This window comes from Agromyces sp. NPDC052230 (genome assembly GCF_040679595.1).
Taxonomy (GTDB): domain Bacteria; phylum Actinomycetota; class Actinomycetes; order Actinomycetales; family Microbacteriaceae; genus Agromyces.
Genome location: NZ_JBFAVC010000005.1, coordinates 51931 through 71822 on the forward strand (window position 1 = coordinate 51931; position 19892 = coordinate 71822).

The 19892-nt window shown below is 70.1% G+C and carries 21 protein-coding genes; 9 read left to right on the forward strand and 12 right to left on the reverse strand.

Features of this window, described 5'->3' with window-relative positions; translation table 11 throughout:
• Positions 1-4 precede the first annotated feature (4 nt).
• Positions 5-1243 (forward strand): threonine ammonia-lyase, encoded by a 1239-nt coding sequence (gene ilvA / locus AB0K73_RS12095; RefSeq protein ID WP_360513587.1) that lies wholly within the window; start codon positions 5-7, stop codon positions 1241-1243.
• A gap of 68 nt (positions 1244-1311) precedes the next feature.
• Here ilvA and greA read toward each other — a convergent pair whose 3' ends face one another.
• Both greA and AB0K73_RS12105 read right to left on the reverse strand, forming a co-directional pair.
• Positions 1312-1803: a transcription elongation factor GreA gene (gene greA, locus AB0K73_RS12100; protein ID WP_360513585.1), complete on the reverse strand. Its 492-nt coding sequence runs from the start codon at positions 1801-1803 to the stop codon at positions 1312-1314.
• A gap of 86 nt (positions 1804-1889) precedes the next feature.
• Positions 1890-2300, reverse strand: a complete 411-nt coding sequence (locus AB0K73_RS12105) for a DUF4307 domain-containing protein (protein WP_360513583.1) — start codon at positions 2298-2300, stop codon at positions 1890-1892.
• A gap of 110 nt (positions 2301-2410) precedes the next feature.
• On the opposite strand from AB0K73_RS12105, the gene AB0K73_RS12110 reads away from it, so the two are divergent.
• Positions 2411-2752, forward strand: coding sequence for a hypothetical protein (locus AB0K73_RS12110; protein ID WP_360513581.1), 342 nt, complete (start codon positions 2411-2413; stop codon positions 2750-2752).
• Between the two features lie 27 nt (positions 2753-2779).
• Here AB0K73_RS12110 and AB0K73_RS12115 read toward each other — a convergent pair whose 3' ends face one another.
• Complete coding sequence (locus AB0K73_RS12115) at positions 2780-3466, reverse strand: hemolysin III family protein (protein WP_360513715.1); 687 nt, start codon at positions 3464-3466, stop codon at positions 2780-2782.
• Positions 3467-3653: 187 nt separating this feature from the next.
• Between AB0K73_RS12115 and AB0K73_RS12120 the strand changes: the two genes are divergently transcribed.
• The 3 genes from AB0K73_RS12120 (at position 3654) to AB0K73_RS12130 (ending at position 7273) form a co-directional block, all read left to right on the forward strand.
• Positions 3654-4439 (forward strand): isoprenyl transferase, encoded by a 786-nt coding sequence (locus AB0K73_RS12120; RefSeq protein ID WP_360513579.1) that lies wholly within the window; start codon positions 3654-3656, stop codon positions 4437-4439.
• 58 nt (positions 4440-4497) lie between these two features.
• Positions 4498-5616, forward strand: a complete 1119-nt coding sequence (locus tag AB0K73_RS12125) for an aminotransferase class V-fold PLP-dependent enzyme (protein ID WP_360513577.1) — start codon at positions 4498-4500, stop codon at positions 5614-5616.
• 340 nt (positions 5617-5956) lie between these two features.
• Positions 5957-7273, forward strand: coding sequence for a PhoH family protein (locus AB0K73_RS12130; RefSeq protein WP_360513575.1), 1317 nt, complete (start codon positions 5957-5959; stop codon positions 7271-7273).
• A 159-nt stretch (positions 7274-7432) separates the two neighbouring features.
• Here the strand turns inward: AB0K73_RS12130 and AB0K73_RS12135 are convergent, their stop codons facing one another.
• The 6 genes from AB0K73_RS12135 to xseA all read right to left on the reverse strand — a co-directional run bounded on the left by AB0K73_RS12135 (position 7433) and on the right by xseA (position 12482).
• A complete protein-coding gene (locus AB0K73_RS12135) occupies positions 7433-8059 on the reverse strand; it encodes a pyridoxamine 5'-phosphate oxidase family protein (protein WP_360513573.1) in 627 nt (208 codons plus the stop codon).
• A gap of 57 nt (positions 8060-8116) precedes the next feature.
• Positions 8117-9529, reverse strand: coding sequence for a class II fumarate hydratase (locus tag AB0K73_RS12140; protein ID WP_360513713.1), 1413 nt, complete (start codon positions 9527-9529; stop codon positions 8117-8119).
• A gap of 79 nt (positions 9530-9608) precedes the next feature.
• Positions 9609-10265 (reverse strand): carbonic anhydrase, encoded by a 657-nt coding sequence (locus AB0K73_RS12145; protein WP_360513571.1) that lies wholly within the window; start codon positions 10263-10265, stop codon positions 9609-9611.
• A 62-nt stretch (positions 10266-10327) separates the two neighbouring features.
• A complete protein-coding gene (locus tag AB0K73_RS12150; protein ID WP_360513569.1) occupies positions 10328-10969 on the reverse strand; it encodes a DUF4245 domain-containing protein in 642 nt (213 codons plus the stop codon).
• On the reverse strand, positions 10969-11220 hold the full coding sequence (locus tag AB0K73_RS12155; RefSeq protein ID WP_360513567.1) for an exodeoxyribonuclease VII small subunit: 252 nt from the start codon (positions 11218-11220) through the stop codon (positions 10969-10971). The genes AB0K73_RS12150 and AB0K73_RS12155 overlap by 1 nt, the downstream gene beginning before the upstream one ends.
• Positions 11221-11240: 20 nt before the next feature.
• Positions 11241-12482, reverse strand: a complete 1242-nt coding sequence (gene xseA / locus AB0K73_RS12160) for an exodeoxyribonuclease VII large subunit (RefSeq protein WP_360513565.1) — start codon at positions 12480-12482, stop codon at positions 11241-11243.
• 108 nt (positions 12483-12590) lie between these two features.
• Here xseA and AB0K73_RS12165 point away from each other — a divergent pair, with 108 nt between their 5' ends.
• Entirely contained in the window at positions 12591-13634 is a 1044-nt protein-coding gene (locus AB0K73_RS12165) for a 4-hydroxy-3-methylbut-2-enyl diphosphate reductase (protein WP_360513711.1), read from the forward strand.
• Between the two features lie 54 nt (positions 13635-13688).
• On the opposite strand, the gene AB0K73_RS12170 is transcribed toward AB0K73_RS12165, so the two are convergent.
• Positions 13689-14264, reverse strand: a complete 576-nt coding sequence (locus AB0K73_RS12170) for a DUF6264 family protein (protein ID WP_360513563.1) — start codon at positions 14262-14264, stop codon at positions 13689-13691.
• A gap of 7 nt (positions 14265-14271) precedes the next feature.
• Positions 14272-15303: a class II fructose-bisphosphate aldolase gene (gene fbaA, locus AB0K73_RS12175; protein ID WP_360513561.1), complete on the reverse strand. Its 1032-nt coding sequence runs from the start codon at positions 15301-15303 to the stop codon at positions 14272-14274.
• A 252-nt stretch (positions 15304-15555) separates the two neighbouring features.
• On the opposite strand from fbaA, the gene glpX reads away from it, so the two are divergent.
• The 3 genes from glpX (at position 15556) to AB0K73_RS12190 (ending at position 18441) form a co-directional block, all read left to right on the forward strand.
• On the forward strand, positions 15556-16557 hold the full coding sequence (gene glpX, locus AB0K73_RS12180; protein ID WP_360513559.1) for a class II fructose-bisphosphatase: 1002 nt from the start codon (positions 15556-15558) through the stop codon (positions 16555-16557).
• A 46-nt stretch (positions 16558-16603) separates the two neighbouring features.
• Positions 16604-17968, forward strand: a complete 1365-nt coding sequence (locus AB0K73_RS12185; RefSeq protein ID WP_360513557.1) for an MFS transporter — start codon at positions 16604-16606, stop codon at positions 17966-17968.
• A gap of 80 nt (positions 17969-18048) precedes the next feature.
• Positions 18049-18441 carry a VOC family protein gene (locus AB0K73_RS12190; protein ID WP_360513555.1) on the forward strand — a complete coding sequence of 131 codons (393 nt, stop codon included), beginning with the start codon at positions 18049-18051 and terminating at the stop codon, positions 18439-18441.
• Between the two features lie 72 nt (positions 18442-18513).
• Here the strand turns inward: AB0K73_RS12190 and rmuC are convergent, their stop codons facing one another.
• Positions 18514-19866 (reverse strand): DNA recombination protein RmuC, encoded by a 1353-nt coding sequence (gene rmuC, locus AB0K73_RS12195; protein ID WP_360513553.1) that lies wholly within the window; start codon positions 19864-19866, stop codon positions 18514-18516.
• Between the last annotated feature and the right edge of the window lie 26 nt (positions 19867-19892).

Here is a 19892-nt window from a genome sequence, read left to right on the forward strand (position 1 = left end):
ACGCGTGATCACGACGATTCCCGGACCGAGCCTCGCCGAGTTCGAACATGCGCGCGAGGTCGTGGGTCGCGTGGCCCGAGAGACACCGATGGAGACGTCGCGATTCCTCGGTGCCCGCCTCGGCGTGCCGGTGTACCTCAAGTGCGAGAACCTCCAGCGAACGGGCTCGTACAAGCTGCGCGGCGCCTATCACCGCATCGCGGCGCTGAGCGAGAGCGAGCGCTCGCGCGGGGTCGTGGCGGCGTCGGCGGGGAACCACGCGCAGGGCGTGGCCTTCGCCGCGCGGGAGCTCGGGATTCGCGCCACGATCTTCATGCCGGTCGGCGTCGCCCTCCCGAAGCTCGACGCGACCCGGTCGTACGGCGCCGACGTCGTGCTGGCGGGCAATTCCATCGGCGAGACGCTCGAGGCGGCTGCCGCGTTCGCCGCAGAGACCGGCGCCGTCATCATCCCCCCGTTCGACCATCCCGACGTCGTCGCGGGCCAGGGCACGCTCGGTCTGGAGATCCTCGAGCAGGCCCCCGATGCCACGACCATCGTCGTGCCGATCGGCGGGGGAGGCCTCGTCGCCGGCATCGCGAGCGCGGCCAAGCAGCAGGCCGCTCGCGAGGGACGCGCGCTTCGCATCATCGGCGTGCAGGCCGAGAACGCCGCCCCCTACATCGCCTCGCTCGCGGCCGGTGAGCCGCGCCAGGTGCCCGTCGTACCCACCATCGCCGACGGCATCGCGGTGTACCGGCCCGGCGAGCTGAACTTCGCCATCATCCGGGAGACGGTCGACGAGGTCGTCACCGTTTCGGAGGACGACATCGCCCGTGCGCTCCTCGTGCTGCTCGAGCGCGCGAAGCTCGTCGTGGAGCCCGCCGGAGCGGTGGCCGTGGCCGCGATCATGACGGGCGCCGTCACCAGCGACGGACCCGTCGTCGCCATGCTCTCGGGAGGCAACATCGACCCGCTCCTCATGCAGCGGGTCGTGGCGCACGGGCTCGCGGCATCCGATCGGTACCTGACACTGAGCATCGGGCTGCCCGACCGGCCGGGCCAACTCGCCCGGGTGGCGGAGCTCCTCGCCGAGGCGAACGCCAACGTCATCGAGGTGCTGCACACGCGGCACGGCTCGGGCCTGCAGATCTCGGAGGTGGAACTGCAGCTCTCGGTCGAGACCCGCGGCTCCGACCACCGTGCCTCCGTCGTCGAGGTGCTGCGGCGGGCCGGGTACGACCCCAAGATCATCGACGACTGACGGCTGACGAGAACGGCCCGCTCGCGTGAGCGAGCGGGCCGTCGTCGATGCGCGGTCGGGGAGGGCGTCTACTGGCCGCCCCAGGTTTCGACGCCGGTGACCTCGACCGCGATCTCGCGGCCGTTCGGCGTGGTGTAGCTGGTGGAGTCGCCGACCCTCAGGCCGAGGATCGCGGCGCCGAGCGGGGACTGCTCGCTGAACACGTCGAGTTCGGAGTCGCCCGCGATCTCGCGGCTACCGATGAGGAAGCGCTCCTCGTCACCCGCGATGACCGCCGTGATGACCGTGCCGGGCTCGACGACGCCCGACGACTGCGGCGCGTCGCCGACCTGGGCGTGGCGGAGCAGCTCGGTGAGCTGGCGGATGCGGGCCTCCTGCTTGCCCTGCTCGTCTTTCGCGGCGTGGTATCCGCCGTTCTCCTTGAGGTCACCCTCTTCTCGCGCCGACTCGATGCGCTTCGCGATCTCCTCGCGACCGTGCGTGGAGAGCTCCTCGAGCTCGGCGGCAAGTCGGTCGAAGGCCTCCTGGGTGAGCCAGGTGACAGTGGTGTCCTGGGCCATGGTGCTGCACTCCTGTTGTCGACATGTCGTGAGACGTGTCGGAATAGACGTGTCGCCCCGACGAATGTCGGAGCGAATCTCCCATGTTAGCTGAGCCAGCAACGGGAGATCAAACCGGTGTTGGCCTCCTGGGCCACTCGCACGGTCTCGGTGAACTCCCGCAGGTGGCGGTCGGAGGCGGGGATCTCGACGACCTTCCAACCCACGACGGTGAAGTCGTCGTCGAACGCCTGCACGATGCACGCGGTCTCGTTGCCGGGCGGCACCGAGAGGGTCCAGCTCACCTCGACGGCGCGTTCGTCGTTCATGAGCACGTGTCCGGTGTCGGTGGCCTCGACCGACGGCTTCGAGCCGTCGAGCCCCGCCCAGACCACCCACGCGATGAGCACCACCGCGACGGCCACGGCGCCGGCGATGAGCAGGAGTCGATCGCGGGTGCGGTGGGGTCTGGTGCGCCCGTAGCGGGCGTCCAGCGCCCCGGCCTGCTGCCCGGTCACCACGGTTGCCTCCCGCCTCGATCGTCTAGGCTTGGGATCCAGCCTAACCCGCCCCGCGAAGGGAACCAGATGCTCGCCGTGCCCGCCAGTTCCAGCTCTCGAGCACGCTCGTGATCGCTGCGACGGTGCCGTTCCTGCAGCGGGCGCAGGAAGAGGAGTTCGACCCCGACCTGGTCACGCCGGGCGTCGTCGGATTCATCGCGACGTTCCTCGTCATGGTGGTCGTGGTGCTCCTGATCCTCGACATGGTGCGTCGCATCCGGCGGGTGAACTACCGCGCGGAGGTGCGCCAGCAGCTCGAAGCGGAGCGGCTCGAAGCCGAGTTCGTCGCGAACGGCGGCGAAGGCGGCGGCGAGGGCACGGCGACGGCTCCGGATGTCACGACGGCGACGTCCGAGGCCGAGCGGCCCGCGGCATCCGACGACGAGGGCGAAGCGCCGACAAGGCGCTGACGCCGAAGCGGATGCCCGCGGCATCCGTCAGCCGAGGTTGTAGACCGGATTGACCGCGATGATGAGCGTCGCGGCCCAGTGGCACGCGAAGGCGAGCACCGTGCAGGTGTGGAAGATCTCGTGGAATCCGAACCGACCTGGCCACGGGTTCGGCTTCTTCAGTGCGTACACGATCGCGCCGACCGTGTACAACAGCCCGCCCGCGATGACGAGCACCATCATCGCGACGCTGGCCGCGAGCAGGTCGCCGAGGTACATGACCGCGGCCCAGCCGAGCAGCAGGTAGAGCGGCACGTAGAGCCAGCGCGGCGCATGGATCCAGAACACGCGGAAGCCGATGCCGACGGCCGCTCCGCCCCAGACGAGGCCGAGCAGCAGCCAACCCTTGTCGGGAGGTAGCGCGAGGATCGACATCGGCGTGTACGTTCCGGCGATGAGCAGGAAGATGTTCGCGTGATCGATGCGCTTGAGGAGGACCCTCGTGCGCGGCTCCCAGTCGAAGCGGTGGTACAGCGCCGACATGCCGAACAGGAGCATCGACGTGACCACGAACACCGCCGACGCCCATTTCGCGGGCTCGCCCTCGGCGAGCGCGATGAGGACGATGCCGGCCACGATCGTGAGTGGGAAGGTGCCCGCGTGGATCCATCCCCGCCACGTGGGCTTCGGATCGGCGTGCGCCACCGAGTCGTCGAGCAGCGGGATGTTGGGCAGGTCGGGCCCGTGCGCCTCGCGCGTGATCGAGGCATCCGCCGTGTCCTCGTGCGCGACGGGGCGGGAGAGCTCGTCGGCGAAATCGGAGGAATCGTCGCGGCGATCTGGGCTCATGGACACAGCGTAGGGCTTCGTCGATCACGTTCCGCTGTGAGTGGGCGCGGCGTCGGAGGGGTAGCGTAGATCCGTGCAGAACAGCGATCAGCCCCTCGGTCGCGGTCTCCTCTACCGTCTCTACCAGAACCGGCTCAAGCGCGGACTCGACACCTCCGTGCTGCCGCGACACGTCGCCATGATCATCGACGGGAACCGCCGATGGGCGAAGCAGCTCGGCTACGAGAGCGCCGCGCACGGACACCGCGCCGGAGCCGCCAAGATGCGCGAATTCCTCGAGTGGTGCGACGACCTCGGCATCCGGGTGGTGACGCTGTACCTGCTCTCGAGCGACAACCTCGGCAACCGCTCGAACTCCGAACTCTCCGACCTCATCGAGATCATCGCCGAGCTCGCCGAGGAGCTCTCGCACTACCGCGACTGGCGCGTACAGCACGTCGGCTCCGACACGGGGCTGCCCGAGCCGCTCATCGCGGCACTCGACGCGGCCGAACACCGCACCGCCGACAAGCGGGGCATGCACGTGAACCTCGCCGTCGGCTACGGTGGACGCAAGGAGATCACCGACGCCATGCGCTCGATCGTGGCCGCGCATCACGCCGAGGGCCGCAGCCTCGAGGACCTCGCCGAGCGGCTCACGCCCGACCTCATCGGCGAGCATCTCTACACCGGCGGCCAGCCCGACCCCGACCTCGTCATCCGCACCTCGGGCGAGCAGCGGCTGAGCGACTTCATGCTGTGGCAGGCCGCGCACAGCGAGTTCTACTTCGTGGAGGCGCTCGGCCCCGACCTCCGACAGGTCGATTTCCTACGGGCGCTCCGCGATTACGCGGGCCGTCACCGCCGGTTCGGGGGATGATTCCTTCGTCGCACGCCCCCGCGGTCTGTCATGATATGGCTCGGAGAAGGGGGCGATCGTGACGATCGACGCATACATCGCCGGGTTCACTGAGGAGCCCGGCTACCTTGACTACGGTCGGGTCGGTCCGCTCTCGACGTCCGCCGCCGAGGAGGCGATGGCGCTCACCCAGGTGCTCCAGCGCGGGCGCCACGGGAGCTTCGACGTGTTCCTCGAGCAGGATGCGCGGGTGCGCCGTGCCGCCGCTGAGCTCACCGGCTTCCCGGCCGACCAGATCGTGTTCCAGCCGAACACGACGCAGGGTGTGATGCATGCGATGTTCGGCCTCACCGGGAGCGTGCTGCTGTCGGCCGAGGAGTTCCCGAGCCTGCCCATCGCCGCCGTGCGCGCGCAGGAGGCGCTGCACTCGGTGCAGCCCGTCTGGCTCGAGACCGACCATGGCAAGGTGACGCCCGGGCAGATCCGTGAGCAACTCGAGGCGAACATCGGGGCCGTGGCGGTGAGTCTCGTCGACTCGCGCACGGGTTACCTGTGCGACATCGAGGGTATTCGCCAGGTGATCGGCGACCGTCTGCTCATCGTCGACGCGATCCAGGGCTTCGGCGTCGTCGACGTGCCGTGGGACTCGGCAGACGTGGTGCTCTCGGGCGGGCAGAAGTGGTGCCGTGCCGGCTGGGGCACCGGGATCATGGCGCTCTCCGATCGCGCCCTCGAGCGGCTCACGCCCGTGTTCTCGGGGTTCAGCGGCACCGAGGATGACGAGCCCTGGGGCCATGTGCCGCCGCCTGCGCCCGATGCCCGGGCCTATCGCGTCACGTACCCCGACCCGATCGCCGAAGCGCGCTTCGCTGCGGCCATGGAGGAGATCTCGGCCACCGGTGTCGGCGAGATCAACGCGGCCATCGCCGAACGGGTGAGCGAGGTGATCGACCTCGCCGACGAATTCGCGATCGCCGTCGTCTCCTCGCGTGACGAGCAGGAACGTGCCGGGCTCGTCGTGCTCGAACCGCCTGCCGAGCAGGTGACCTTCCTCACGGCATCACTGCACAACCACGGCGTGACGGCAACGACCCGCCTGGGTCGAGTGCGACTCGGCATCCACGCGGCGACGAGCGCCGAGACGATCGACATGCTGCGCGCGGCGTTCGTCTCGTACGGCACGGCAGCCTCGTACTGAGCGACGGCGACGGCGACGGATGCCGCGGGCGGCGCGTCGGGTCCGCGTCGGTGCGCGTCGGTGCGACGTCGTCGTCGGCGGGCTGCTGCGGCATCCGCTCGAATGTGAACGACAGGTGACGATTCGCGTGTCGCTGTCGCAGATCCGGCGAGGGCATCGTAGCGTCGAGGCATCGGGCAAGGCGCCCGGTCGAGTCGGCTTCGTGAAGCGCTCGTAGGAGGATTCGCCGGCCGGCGCGAGAGCCGAGCGGAATGTGCTCGGGGCAGGAGCGGTCGTGGCCTCACTCGAAACCTCCAAGTCCAGCGGTCGGATCTCAGGGCGTGCCAAGGCACGCCCTGACGTGTCTCTGCCCGAACATGTGGCGCAGTCCGAGCGCACGTACGTGCTCGACACGTCGGTGCTGCTGTCGGACCCGCGGGCGCTGTTCCGCTTCGCCGAGCACGCGGTGGTGCTCCCCGTGGTCGTCATCACGGAGCTCGAAGCCAAGCGCAATGACCCCGAGATCGGGTACTTCGCCCGGCAGGCGCTTCGGATCCTCGACGAGCTGCGCATCGAGCACGAGCGACTCGACTTCCCGATTCCCGTCGGGGAGGGTGGGTCGCTGCGGGTCGAGCTCAACCACTCGAGCCCGTCGGTGCTCCCGAGCGGGCTGCAGCTCGGCGACAACGACTCCCGCATCCTCGCCTGCGCGGCGAACCTCGCCCACGACGGGGTTGCCGTCACCGTGGTCTCCAAGGATCTGCCCCTGCGCGTGAAGGCCGCATCGATCGGTCTCGACGCACAGGAGTATCGCGCCGAGCTGGCCCTCGACTCCGGCTGGACCGGCATGGCCGAGCTCTCGCTCGGGTCGAACGACATGGCGAAGCTCTACGAGCACGAGCACATGACGACCGCCGAGGTCGAGGGCATGCCGGTGAACACGGGGCTCGTGATCCACTCCGAACGCGGTTCGGCGCTCGGGCGCGTGGTCGGCGAGCGCGAGGTGAAGCTCGTGCGCGGCGATCGAGACGTGTTCGGGGTGCATGGTCGTTCGGCCGAGCAGCGACTCGCGATCGACCTGCTGCTCGACCCCGAGGTGGGCATCCTCTCGCTCGGCGGTCGAGCGGGCACCGGCAAGTCGGCGCTTGCCCTGTGCGCCGGCCTCGAGATGGTGCTCGAGCGCCAGCAGCACAAGAAGATCATGGTGTTCCGCCCGCTCTATGCGGTCGGCGGCCAGGAGCTCGGCTACCTGCCGGGCGACCAGGGGGAGAAGATGAACCCCTGGGGTCAGGCCGTGTTCGACACGCTCGGCTCCGTGGTCTCCGACAATGTGCTCGACGAGGTCGTCGACCGGGGCATCCTCGAGGTGCTGCCGCTCACGCATATCCGCGGCCGGTCACTGCACGACGCGTTCGTGATCGTCGATGAGGCGCAGTCGCTCGAACGCAACGTGCTGCTCACCGTGCTCAGCCGCATCGGGCAGAACTCGCGCGTCGTGCTCACGCATGACGTCGCGCAGCGCGACAACCTGCGGGTGGGCCGCCACGACGGCGTCGCGAGCGTGATCGAGACGTTGAAGGGGCATCCGCTGTTCGCCCACATCACGCTGACACGCTCGGAGCGCTCGGCCATCGCGGCGCTCGTGTCGGAGATGCTGGATGGGGCGGAGCTGACGTAGCGGCGGCGAGCTGACGGCGGGTGGGCTTCATGAGAGCAGGGCACTCGGGCGGGAGCCTGTCGATTCGTCATGTGCTCACGCACGCCGCGGCATCCGCCCCTGTTCCGGCGCTGAGGTGAGGGGGCGGATGCCGTCGACGAGTGTCGCGGCATCCGGGCCTCAGCCGTAGATCTTCTCAGCGTACGACGGCCCGTAGTACGCCTCGAGCGCCTCGACGGTGTCGTGGGGGCGCTCGAGCGTCTGCGCGATGATCGCGCGGCGCGGAGCTGCTTCGGGCTTCCAGGTCTCGGGGTCCCAGGCCTTCGACCGCAGGAACGCCTTCGAGCAGTGGAAGAACACCTCCTCGACCGACACCTCGAGCACCAGGCGCGGCTCATGTCCGCGCACACGCATCCGGTCGGCGTATGGCACGTCGCGCAGCAGCCGCCCCCGCCCGTTGATGCGAAGCGTGTCACCGCGACCCGGGATCACGAAGATGAGCCCGACGTAAGGGTTCGCCAGGAGGTTGTGGAATCCGTCGGCGCGTCGGTTGCCGGGCCGTTCGGGGATCGCGATCGTCGTGTCGTCGAGGACGGTCGCGAACCCGGGCGGGTCGCCCTTCGGCGACACGTCTGCGTTGCCGGTGGCGTCGGCCGTCGCGATGAAGCAGATGGGGGATGCCGCGAGCCACTGCCGGTCGAGCTCGTGCAGGCGGGTGCGCACCTTGCCTCGCACCGCGGGCAGTGGGCGACCGACGATCTCCTCGAGCTCATCGAGGGCCGTGACGGGGATGCCTCCGTGATCCATGCTTCCAACCTAGCCCCGCGTCGAAGACGGGCTCGCCGACGGCCCCGCGCGCCGTGGCTACTTCGCCTGCGGGGGTCGCGTCATCGAGAGCAGGTCGAGCGCCGTGTCCAGCTGCTCCTCTGTGAGCTCGCCGCGCTCGACGTAGCCGAGGTCGATCACGGCCTCGCGCACGGTGATGCCCTTGGCGACCGAGTGCTTGGCGATCTTCGCCGCGGCCTCGTAGCCGATGAGCTTGTTGAGCGGGGTCACGATCGAGGGCGACATGCCGGCCAGGGCGGTGGCTCGCTCGACGTTCGCCTCGAGCCCATCGATGGTCTTGTCGGCCAGCACCCGCACCGAGTTCGAGAGCAGGCGGATGGATTCGAGCAATGCCGTGCCCATCACGGGGATCTGAACGTTGAGCTCGAAGGCTCCGGATGCTCCGCCCCACGCGACCGTGGCGTCGTTGCCGATGACCCGGGCGCACACCATGAGCACGGCCTCGGGAACCACCGGGTTGACCTTGCCGGGCATGATCGACGAGCCGGGCTGGAGGTCGGGGATCTGCAGCTCGCCGAGGCCGGTGTTGGGGCCCGAGCCCATCCAGCGCAGGTCGTTCGAGATCTTCGTGAGGCTCACGGCGATGGTGCGCAGGGCACCGGATGCGTCGACGAGGCCGTCGCGGTTGGCCTGCGCCTCGAAGTGGTCGGCGGCCTCGGTGATCGGCAACTCGGTGTCCTGCTGGAGGAGCTCGATGACGAGCTGCGGGAAGCCTGCAGGCGTGTTGATGCCGGTGCCCACCGCGGTGCCGCCAAGCGGGACCTCGGCGACGCGGGGGAGAGCCGTGCGCACGCGCTCGATGCCGAGGCGCACCTGGCGGGCGTAGCCGCCGAACTCCTGGCCGAGGGTCACCGGCGTCGCGTCCATGAGGTGCGTGCGGCCCGCCTTCACGACGTCGGCCCACAGCTCGGCCTTGGCCTCGAGGGCGACCGCGAGGTGGTCGAGCGAGGGGATCAGCTCGTCGATGAGCGCCGCCGTGACGGCGATGTGCACCGACGTGGGAAAGACATCGTTCGACGACTGCGACGCGTTCACGTGATCGTTCGGGTGCACCGCGCGGCCGAGCTTCTCGGTCGCAATGGTCGCGAGCACCTCGTTCATGTTCATGTTCGAGGAGGTGCCGCTGCCGGTCTGGTAGACGTCGACCGGGAAGTGCTCGACGAAGCCGTGAAGGCCGGAGATGACCTCGTCGGCGGCCTCCTCGATGGCCTTCGCGATGTCGGCGTCGAGCACGCCCAGACGGGCGTTGGCCTGCGCGGCCGCCTTCTTGATGCGTGCGAGCGCCTGGATCTGCTGCGGCTCGAGCTGCGAGCCCGAGATCGGGAAGTTCTCGACGGCGCGCTGCGTCTGGGCACGATACAGCGCCGACTTGGGCACCCTCACCTCGCCCATCGTGTCCTGCTCGATGCGATACTCGGCGGCGTTGTCCACCACGGTGTGTTCCCTTTCGGTTGCATGCCGGGGCCACCCGGCGCGGGCCGCGCGAGCGGCGGTCAGATGTCAGCGGCGGTCAGATGCGCCCGACGACGATGTCGGTCTCGGCGCGTCCTTCGACGAGGCGGTAGTTCGCGCCGACGATAGCCAGCGTACCCGCAGCGATCGCATCGCTGATCATCTCGGAGCTCTCGAGGAGCTCGGCGACGGTGTCGCGCAGGTGCTCGCGGCCGACGTACGCGGCGTCCACGTCTTCGGGCTGGATGGGCTGGTCGGGCCCGGCGCCGGCGACGCGCCGGACCGCCGGCACGATGCGGTCGACGACGCTCGCGATGTGCGGCGGCAGCGGCGCGGCCTCGGGAGCCTGCGACTCGATCGCGGCGCGCACCGCGCCGCACTCGTCGTGCCCGAGCACGAGGATGACCGGCACGCCGAGCACCCCCACCGCGTACTCGAGCGACCCGAGCACCGAGTCGGAGATGACCTGCCCGGCGTTGCGCACCACGAACGCGTCGCCGAGGCCCACGTCGAAGATGATCTCGGCCGCGAGGCGCGAGTCGCTGCAGCCGAACACCGCGACGAGCGGGCGCTGGTTGCCCGCGAGTGCCGTGCGGTGATCGACATCCTGCCGGGGGTGCAACGGCTCGCCGGCGATGAATCGCTCATTGCCGCGACGCAGTTCGCGCCACGTCGCGGCCGGGGTCTCTGGGCGTGCGGTGGGCTGCTCGCTCACGGCGGATCCTTTCGGGTTCGTCGGTGTGGCCTCGGTGATCGGTGGTCGGCGTGCGGGTGCGGTCAGTCCTGGGCTTCGATGGCGGGTACGAGCTCGGTGGCCACGGTCTCGAACTCCTCGGGCGTCGCCGTGCCGAGCAGCACGAAGGTCGTGCCTCCGGCCTCGGTCGTGAGGCCGTACCGGGCGTTGCCGACGTCTTCGGGGGAGCGGCGGTTGTCGTACACCGTCCACTCGACGCCGTCGATCGTCGTCGTGCCCGACGCGAGCGTGCGGGCGAGGAGCTCGGCGACCCACGTGGGGTTGGCGTCGAGGCCCTGGTACATGCCGACATACTCGTCGCTCGGCGTGAGGTAGCCCGCGTACCAGGCGGTGACCTCGTCGGCCTCCGACTTGCGCAGCTCGGCGGCGTTGGCCCGCCATCCCTCGGGAAGCTCAGGCACCGCGAGCGGGTCGTCGCTCGCCGCCTGCGCCTGCTTCGCGACCGCGGCCACGTCGATGTCGCGTTCGATCGGCGTGTCGCTGCGCGGCACGATCAGCACGATGACGAGCACCACGAGGAGGCTCGCGCCGAGCGCGAGCACGAGGTTCTTGACGGTCTGGCGCTGGCGGTGCTTGCGGGAGTTCTCGGCCTGGCGGGCCGCGATCTCCTCAGGGGTCTCGGGTCGACCGAGCTCGGCGACGACACGATGACTGCGCGCGGCCATCAGCGGCTGCCGGCGTCGTCGGATGCCGCTGGGCGGGCCGCCCCCGCTCGTGCGGCGTCGAGGCGCGCCTTCGCCCCGATCAGCCATTCCTCGCAACGGGCGGCCAGGGCCTCGCCGCGCTCCCACAATGCGAGCGACTGCTCGAGCGTCGCGGAGCCCTGCTCGAGCTCGGCGACGACCTGCACGAGCTCGTCGCGCGCCTGCTCGTAGGTGAGCTCGGCGACATCCGTGGAGGGGGGCATGGTGTCCATTCTATTCGGCGGCGCCGACGCTATTCGGCGGCGCCGACCGCCTCGTCGCCCGCCGGCCTTCCCGTGGAGACGGCGCCGAGCCGCCCCTCGGCGAGCGTGATGCGCAGCAACGTGCCCTCCGGTGCCTGGTCGGGACGCGTCAGCACGCCGTCGTGGTCGCGCTGCACGATGGCGTAGCCGCGGTCGAGCGTCGCCTGCGGCGACAGCGCCCGGAGGTGGCCGCGCAGTTCGCCGATGCGGGAGGTCTGCCGTTCGACGCCCCGTTCCATGAGTTCCGTGCCGCGCGCCACCCAGCGCGTCAGTTCCTCGGTGCGGCGGTCGATGATCCAGCGGGGATCGGCGAGCGCCGGACGTGCACGCAGGTGCCCGATCCGGTCGATCTCGCGCGTGAGCATCGACGCGAGCCGCATGCCCAGGCGCGCGCGTGCCTGCTCGACGCGCGTGAGCTCCTCGGCGACGTCGGGCACCACGCGCTTCGCGGCATCCGTCGGCGTCGACGCTCGAAGGTCGGCGACCTCGTCGAGGAGTGGCCGGTCGGCCTCGTGGCCGATGGCGGAGACGATGGGGGTCGATGCTGCGGCCGCCGCCCGCACGACGCGCTCGTCGCTGAACCCCAGCAGGTTCTGGAAGTCGCCGCCGCCGCGCGCGACGATGATCACCTCGACGGTGGGGTCGGCGTCGAGCCGCCGGATCGCCGAGACGACCTCGACGGCGGTGCGATCGCCCTGCACAGCGGCATACGCCATGCGGAACTCGACGCTCGGCCAGCGAAGCTGCGCGTTTCGCACCACGTCGCGTTCGGCGTCGCTGTCGCGACCGGTGACGAGCCCGATGACGCCCGGGAGGAAGGGCAGCCGCTTCTTGCGGGAGACGTCGAAGAGGCCCTCGGCGGCGAGCTGGACCCGGAGCCGCTCGAGGCGTTCGAGCAGGTCGCCGAGCCCGACGTGCCGCAGGTCGTAGACCTGCATCGAGAGCGAGCCGCCCTTGACCCACCAGCTCGGCTTCACCAGCGCGACGACGTGGTCGCCCTGCTTGAACTGCTCCGACAGGCGGGCACGCACCGACGACCACATCGTGATCGAGATCGTGGCGTCGGCCTCGAGGTCTTTCAGCTTCCCGTAGACGTTGCCGCCCGAGACTCCCCACTGGGTGAGCTCGCCCTCGACCCACACCGTGCCGAGGCGATCGAGGTACTCCTTGAGCTTGCCCGAGAGGAGCGCGACCGGCCACGGCGCCTCACGTGTCGCCGGTGCATCCGCCATCGAGTCGGCTCCTTCCGTCGCAGCGGCCGCTCAGGCCGTCTGTTCAGTATCGCCGCGTAGGATGACACCGTGACGAGTACGACGGATGCCCCGCGGATCGGCCTCGGCATGCCCAGGGTGCCTGGCGTGCGCGGCCGGCTCAAGGATATCCCCGTCCCCGGACACAAGCGGGTCCTGCTCGCCGCCCCGCGCGGCTACTGCGCAGGCGTCGACCGCGCCGTCATCGCCGTCGAGAAGGCGCTCGAGCACTACGGTGCACCGGTGTACGTGCGCAAGCAGATCGTGCACAACATCCACGTCGTGACCCAGCTCGAGCAGCAGGGCGCGATCTTCGTCGACGAGGTCGACGAGGTGCCCGAGGGCGCGCACATCGTCTTCAGCGCGCACGGCGTGTCGCCCGCCGTCGTGAATGCCGCCGCCGACCGCGGCCTCCACGCGATCGACGCGACCTGCCCGCTCGTCACGAAGGTGCACCGCGAGGCGGTGCGCTTCGCGCGCGACGACTTCGAGATCCTGCTCATCGGCCACGAGGGCCATGAGGAGGTCGAGGGCACCGCCGGCGAGGCGCCCGACCACGTCACGCTCGTGAACAGCCCCGACGACGTCGAGAACATCGAGGTGCGCGACCCTGACAAGGTCGTCTGGCTCTCGCAGACCACGCTCTCGGTCGACGAGACCATGGAGACCGTGCGGCGCCTGCGCGAGAAGTTCCCGAAGCTCGCCGACCCGCCGAGCGACGACATCTGCTACGCCACCCAGAACCGCCAGGTCGCGATCAAGAAGGTCGCGCAAGAGGCCGACCTCGTGATCGTCGTCGGCTCCGCCAACAGCTCCAACAGCGTGCGCCTCGTCGAGGTCGCACTCGAGTACGGCGCCAAGGCCGCCTACCGCGTCGACTACGCGAGCGAGGTGCAGCAGGAGTGGCTCGACGGCGTCGAGACCGTCGGCGTGACGAGCGGGGCATCCGTTCCCGAAGAACTCGTGAAGGAACTGCTCGACGCGCTCGCCGACGCCGGTTACGGCGAGGTCGCCGAGGTGAAGACGGCCGAGGAGGACCTCATGTTCTCGCTGCCGAAGGAACTGCGCCGCGATCTCGCCGGCAACCGCGACGCGCGGGCACTCGGCGGGCGGGCGCGCGCGACGCAGGACTGAGGGGCGCGGCTCCGCCCGCTCAGGTCACCGTCGGCTCAGGCTGGCTGGGCGCGCTCAGGGCGCTGTCGTCGCCAGGCTGTCGAGGAGCGCCGGGTCGCCGAGGATCGCCACGACCGTGAAGGCGAACAGCACGATCGCCGCGACCGCGCCGCCCACGAGCGGCAGCCAGAACGAGAGGCGCCCCGCCCGCATGAGGGCGAACGATCCGAGCGCCGTCGCGACCCAGAGCACCACCTGCACGATCGACCCCGTGAGGATGAGCCCCGAGAGTTCGGGGCCGGGCGTGAAGGGCTCGAGGCCCTGCTGCGAGTGCAGCAGCTGCATCGACTCGGGCATCGCCTGCAGCACGCCCACCGACAGCCACGCGCCGAGCAGGCCCAGCACGAGCAACGCGATGGTGGCGATGCGGTCGCCTCGGCGGTCGGGACGGGCGTCGCGAGCGGATGCCGCAGCCGCACCCGCGGCGGGACGAACCGGCGGCGTGGCCATCTGCGGCGCCGGGTCGGACGTCTGCTCACCGGCCGGCGGCTGCCAGGACCACCCCTCGGGCGCGTACTCGCCGTACTGCGGGCGAGGGCGCTCGTCACGCCGGGCGGGTTCCTCGGGGTCTCCGGCGTGCTGCTGCGACATCCGGGGCCTAGGCGCTGATCGAATTGCCGACGGACCCGAGCTGGCGGGTCGACTCGGCGACGCGAACGGCCATCGCCGACTCGGCGACCTTGCCCCACGCGCGCGGGTCGTACTGCTTCTTGTTGCCGACCGAGCCGTCGACCTTCAGCACGCCCTCGTAGTTCTGGAACATGTAGCCGGCGATCGATCGCGTGAACGCGTACTGCGTGTCGGTGTCGATGTTCATCTTGACGACGCCGTTGCGCACCGCCTCGGCGATCTCCTCGTCGCTCGATCCCGATCCGCCGTGGAAGACGAGGTCGAGGGGCTTCTCACTCGTTCCGTATTTCTCGGCGAGGCCGTCCTGGATCTCCTTGAGGAGGCCGGGGCGGAGCTTCACGTTGCCGGGCGCGTAGACGCCGTGCACGTTGCCGAAGGTCAGGGCGGCCATGTAGCGACCCTGTTCGCCGAGCCCGAGCGCCTCGACCGCCGCGACCGCGTCATTGAGGGTCGTGTAGAGCGCCTCGTTGGAGCCCTCGTGCTGGACGCCGTCCTCCTCGCCGCCGACGACGCCGATCTCGACCTCGAGAATGGCGTTGATCGCCCTCATGCGGGGCAGGATCTCCTTCGCGATCTCGAGGTTCTCGGCGAGCGGCACGGCCGAGCCGTCCCACATGTGCGACTGGAAGATCGGGTTGCGGCCCGCCTTGACCTCCTCCTCGGAGGCGGCGATGAGCGGGTACACGAAGCTGTCGAGCGCGTCCTTAGGGCAGTGGTCGGTGTGCAGCGCGACGGTGATGGGGTACGACGTCGCGACCTCGTGCGCGAACTTCGCGAACGCCAGCGCCCCGGCGGCGCGCGCCTTCACGGTGTGTCCGGCGAAGTAGTCGGCGCCGCCCGTGGTGACCTGGATGATGCCGTCGGAGCCCGCCTCGGTGAGGCCCTGCAGCACCGCGTTCAGGGTCTGCGAGGAGGAGACGTTGATCGCCGGGAAGGCGAAGCCCTTCGCCTTGGCGGTGTCGAGCATCTGTGCGTACTGCTCGGGCGTTGCGATGGGCATACCTGCTCCTTCGGAAGTGAGTCGAGTCGTCACGAGTCTATCGAGTTGCCGAGCGCGGCTCAGATGCCGACGGATGCCGCGGGCCCCCGCCGCGCACGGTGCAAGCGTAAAGAATGCACGATCTTTCACGCCGAATCGTCCCGAACTCCGACGCTCGGCGAAGGCCCCTCGATAGTCTCGAATGGACGCCGCCGCACCACTCGACGCGGGATCTGGCGTCGACACCTGACCACGTTCCAGGAGGACCCCTCGATGGTGAGCACCGATACCGAAAGCCTCTACCTGCACCCCGACCGCAACATCGCGCTCGAGCTCGTGCGGGCCACGGAGGCGGCCGCGATCCGTTCCTACCCCTGGATCGGCCGCGGCGACAAGCTCGGCGCCGACGGCGCCGCGGTCGACGCCATGCGGGCGTTCCTCGGCACGGTGAACTTCGACGGCGTCGTCGTCATCGGCGAGGGCGAGAAGGACGAGGCGCCCATGCTCTTCAATGGCGAGCGCGTCGGCAACGGCCGCGGCCCCGCCTGCGACATCGCCGTCGACCCGATCGACGGCACCTCGCTCACGGCCGCGGGGCGGCAGAACGCGCTGTCGGTCATCGCGGTGGCCGACCGGGGCACGATGCTCGACGCGTCATCCGTCTTCTACATGGACAAGATCGTGACGGATGCCGCCGGCATCGGAGTCGTCGACATCCGCAAGCCGATCGGCGAGAACCTGCGCGCGCTCGCCGCGGCCAAGGGCAAGCCCATCGGCGAGATGCGCGTGGCCGTGCTCAACCGCGAGCGTCACGAACAGCTCATCGCCGACATCCGCGAGGCCGGCGCCGGCACCCGCCTCATCAGCGACGGCGACGTCGCGGGCGGCATCAACGCCGCTCGATACGAGTCACGCATCGACATGTGCGTGGGCATCGGCGGCAGCCCCGAGGGCATCACCACGGCGTGCGCCATCAAGGCGCTCGGCGGGTTCATGCAGGGCCGCCTCGCGCCCCTCGACGACGCCGAGCGTGAGCGCGGCGAGGCCGACGGGCTCCTGTTCGACCATGTCTACGAGCTGAACGACCTCGTGCGCAGCGACAACACGTTCTTCGTCGCGACGGGCGTGACCGATGGCGAACTCGTCGACGGCGTGCGCAAGAAGGGCCCGATCATCCGCACCGAGAGCATCGTGCTGCGCGGCAGGTCGGGCACGATCCGTCGGGTCATCGCCGACCACCTCGTCGAGAAGTGGCTGGACAAGACCGACCGGTGACCGGATGCCGCGGGCGGATGTCCGCGGCCCACGCCAGAATGGGCGGGTGACCGACTCCATCCGACTTCCGCGCGCCCTCCGGCCGATGGGCTCGGGCCAGTTCCGGCTGCTCGCGCTCGCGCTGACGGCGTCCCTGCTCAGCGCGGGCGCCTGGCTCGTCGCCGCGGTGTGGCAGGTCGTCGAGCTCGGCGGCGGTCCGGCCGACCTCTCGATCGTGGCCGTCGGGTCGAGCCTCGGGCTCGTCATCGCCGTGCTCTTCGGCGGGGTCGCGGCCGACCGCATCCCGCAGCGCCGCATCCTGCTCACCGTCGAGGTGGTGCGCGGCGCCGGCTTCACGGCGGCGGCGGTGCTCGCGCTCACCGGCACCATCGACGTCTGGCACCTCGCCGTGATCTCATTCGCGCTGGGCATCGCCGACGGGTTCTTCTACCCGGCGTACTCGGCGTGGCTGCCCGCGATCCTGCCCGGCGATCAGCTGCTCGCGGCGAACGGCATCGAAGGCGTGCTCCGTCCCACGGTCATGCAGGCGGCGGGCCCCGCACTCGCGAGCCTCCTCATCGCCGTGCAGTCGCCGGGGCTCGCGTTCGCGGTCGTCGCGGGGCTGCAGGTCGTGGCGGCGGTGGTGCTCGCCACGATGCGGTCGACCCCGGTGCGACGCGACTTCAGCGCGGAGACGTCGCATCCGGTGCGGCAGACGTTCGTCGACCTGCGCGACGGTTTCGTCTATCTCCTGCGCACCAAGTGGCTGCTCGCGACGCTGCTGTTCGCGATCGTGCTGGTGCTCATCATCATGGGGCCGATCGAGGTGCTCCTGCCGTTCGCGGTGAAGGAGCAGACCGGCGGCGGAGCCGGCGCGTTCGCCATCGCCCTCGCGGCGTTCGGCGTCGGTGGCGCGGTGGGCTCGCTCGTGGTCGCCTCGTTCCGCATGCCGCGGCGTTACCTCACGATCATGATCGTGGCGTGGGGTTTCGGGTGCATTCCGCTCGCGATCCTCGGGTCGACGTCGGAGCTCTGGATCATGGTGATCGCGCTCTTCGTGGTGGGCCTCGTGTTCTCGGGCGCACAGGTGCTGTGGGGCACGCTCCTGCAGCGCCGCGTGCCGCCGGCGATGCTCGGCCGCGTGTCGAGCCTCGACTTCTTCGTCTCCCTCGCCCTCATGCCGGTTTCGATGGCGGTCGCGGGTCCGATCGGCGAGTGGATCGGGCTCGCACCGGCCTTCCTCGTCGCCGGCCTGCTGCCGCCGATCATCGCGTTGGCCACGCTCGCGATCGCCCGGCTCGGCAGTGACGAGCTCGCCCACCCGCTCGGCGACGGATTGGACGAGTCCGTGGTCACGGGTGCCGAGGCGGCTGCCGGATTCGAGCCGCCTGTCGATGAGCCGCATCCGACGCGCCGAGGGGCTGATTCGTAGTACGACCTGACCTGCGATGCCGCGGGTCGACGAGCAACCGCCCACGTGGGAGCCTGGGCGTCCACCGAAGGAGGAGATCGATGGTCAGCATTCGAGATGCGTTCCCCGGGTTCAGTGTCGATGACGTCGTCGCTGCGCGAGAGTTCTACGGTTCGAAACTCGGGCTCCCGGTCACCGACGGCTCGATGGGAGAGCTCCAGCTGACTCTCCCGTCGGGGCAGTCGGTGTTCGTGTACTCGAAGCCCGATCACGTGCCGGCCGAGTACACGATGCTGAATCTCGTGGTCGACGATATCGGGGCGGCGGTCGACGAGCTGAACGCCGCCGGGGTCGTGACGAAGATCTACAGCGGGGAGCAGGATTTCGGCACCGACGAGCGCGGCATCGCGTGGGGGAGCCGCACCGGCCAGGGTCCGGATATCGCGTGGTTCCGTGACCCGGCCGGCAACGTCATCAGCGTGCTGGCGACCTGATCCGCGACCGATCGGTCCTCCGACCCAGCCAGGAGGCCGCGCTGCGACCGCGGCCGGCAGCCGCGGTCGGCGTCAGTCGCGCTTCGCGACGTCGGGCGTCTCGAGCTGGAGGCGCAACTCGGGGTCGAGGTCGGCGCCGGCGCCCGCGACGAGCTCGTAGGCGGTCAGCTCGCGCGGCGCCTCTTCGATGCCCTGCAACGGCGCGAGCACCTTCGACTCGTCGAGTGCGCCGAGCTTGCGGGCCGTGGGCAGAACCTGGCGCTCGAGCGAACCCACGAACGCGTTGTAGTCCTTGACGCTGCGCTCGATGGTTCGACCGAGCTTCTCGATGTGGCTCGCGGTCGTGGCGAGGCGCGAGTACAGCTCACGGCTGAGGTCGAAGAGGGTCTTGGCCTCGTTGGTCAGCACGTCTTGCTGCCACGAGAATGCGACGGTCTTGAGCACCGACCAGAGCGTCACCGGTGAGGCGAGCGCCACCCGCTTCGAGAACGCGAACTCCATGATGCTGGGGTCGGCTTCGAGTGCGGCCGACACGAGCGACTCGCTCGGGATGAACGCGATGACGAGCTCGGGGGAGGCGTCGAGGCCGTTCCAGTATCCCTTCGCTCCGAGCGCGGTGATGTGGGCGCGCACCGCCTGCACATGCTGCTTCAGGAAGTCAGCGCGGCGCGCGGCATCCGCCCCGCTCGCGGTCGCGGGGATCTGGCTCGCCTCGAGGTATGCGTTGAACGGCACCTTGGCGTCGACGGCGATCGACTTGCCGCCGGGCAGGCGCACGACCATGTCGGGACGGCCGGAGCCCGAGTCGCTCGAGATGCTCGACTGCACGTCGAAGTCGACGCGCTCGATGAGGCCGGCCGCCTCGACGACGCTGCGAAGCTGCGTCTCGCCCCAGACGCCGCGCGTGCTGTTGGAACGCAGCGCCGACGCGAGCGCCTCGGCCGTCGAGCGCAGGCGCTCCTCGGACTCGGCGGCGGACTTCAGCTGCTGCGCGAGCTCGCCGTGCTGCAGGTTGCGCTGCGACTCGAGGTCGCTCACCTTCGACTGCATCTCGGAGAGGGTCTGCTTGACGGGGGCGAGCGCCTGCAGCACGCGGCTCTCGGCCTGCTCGCGGGCCTCGCGCCCCTGCTGCTCGGCGCGGTGCTGCTCGACGAGTTCGCGGTGCTGCTGCTGCGCGGACATGATCTGCTCACGCAACAGCTCGGCGGTCGCCTGCATGCCGGCGAGCTCCTCGCGAAGCACGGACTTCGCGGCCTCCTCGGCCGCCCGCACCTCGGCGAGCTGCGCCTGGTGCAGGGCCTCGACGAGCGCCGGGTCTTCGGCCGCGGGCGCGTTCGCCGCGCGACGCGACGACACCACGGCGACGCCGAGGCCGCCGAGGATCGCGCCGACGAGAAGGCCGAGGAGAAGTGCGAGGAGGTCCATGCCGCCAGTGTCGCAGCGGCCGCCGA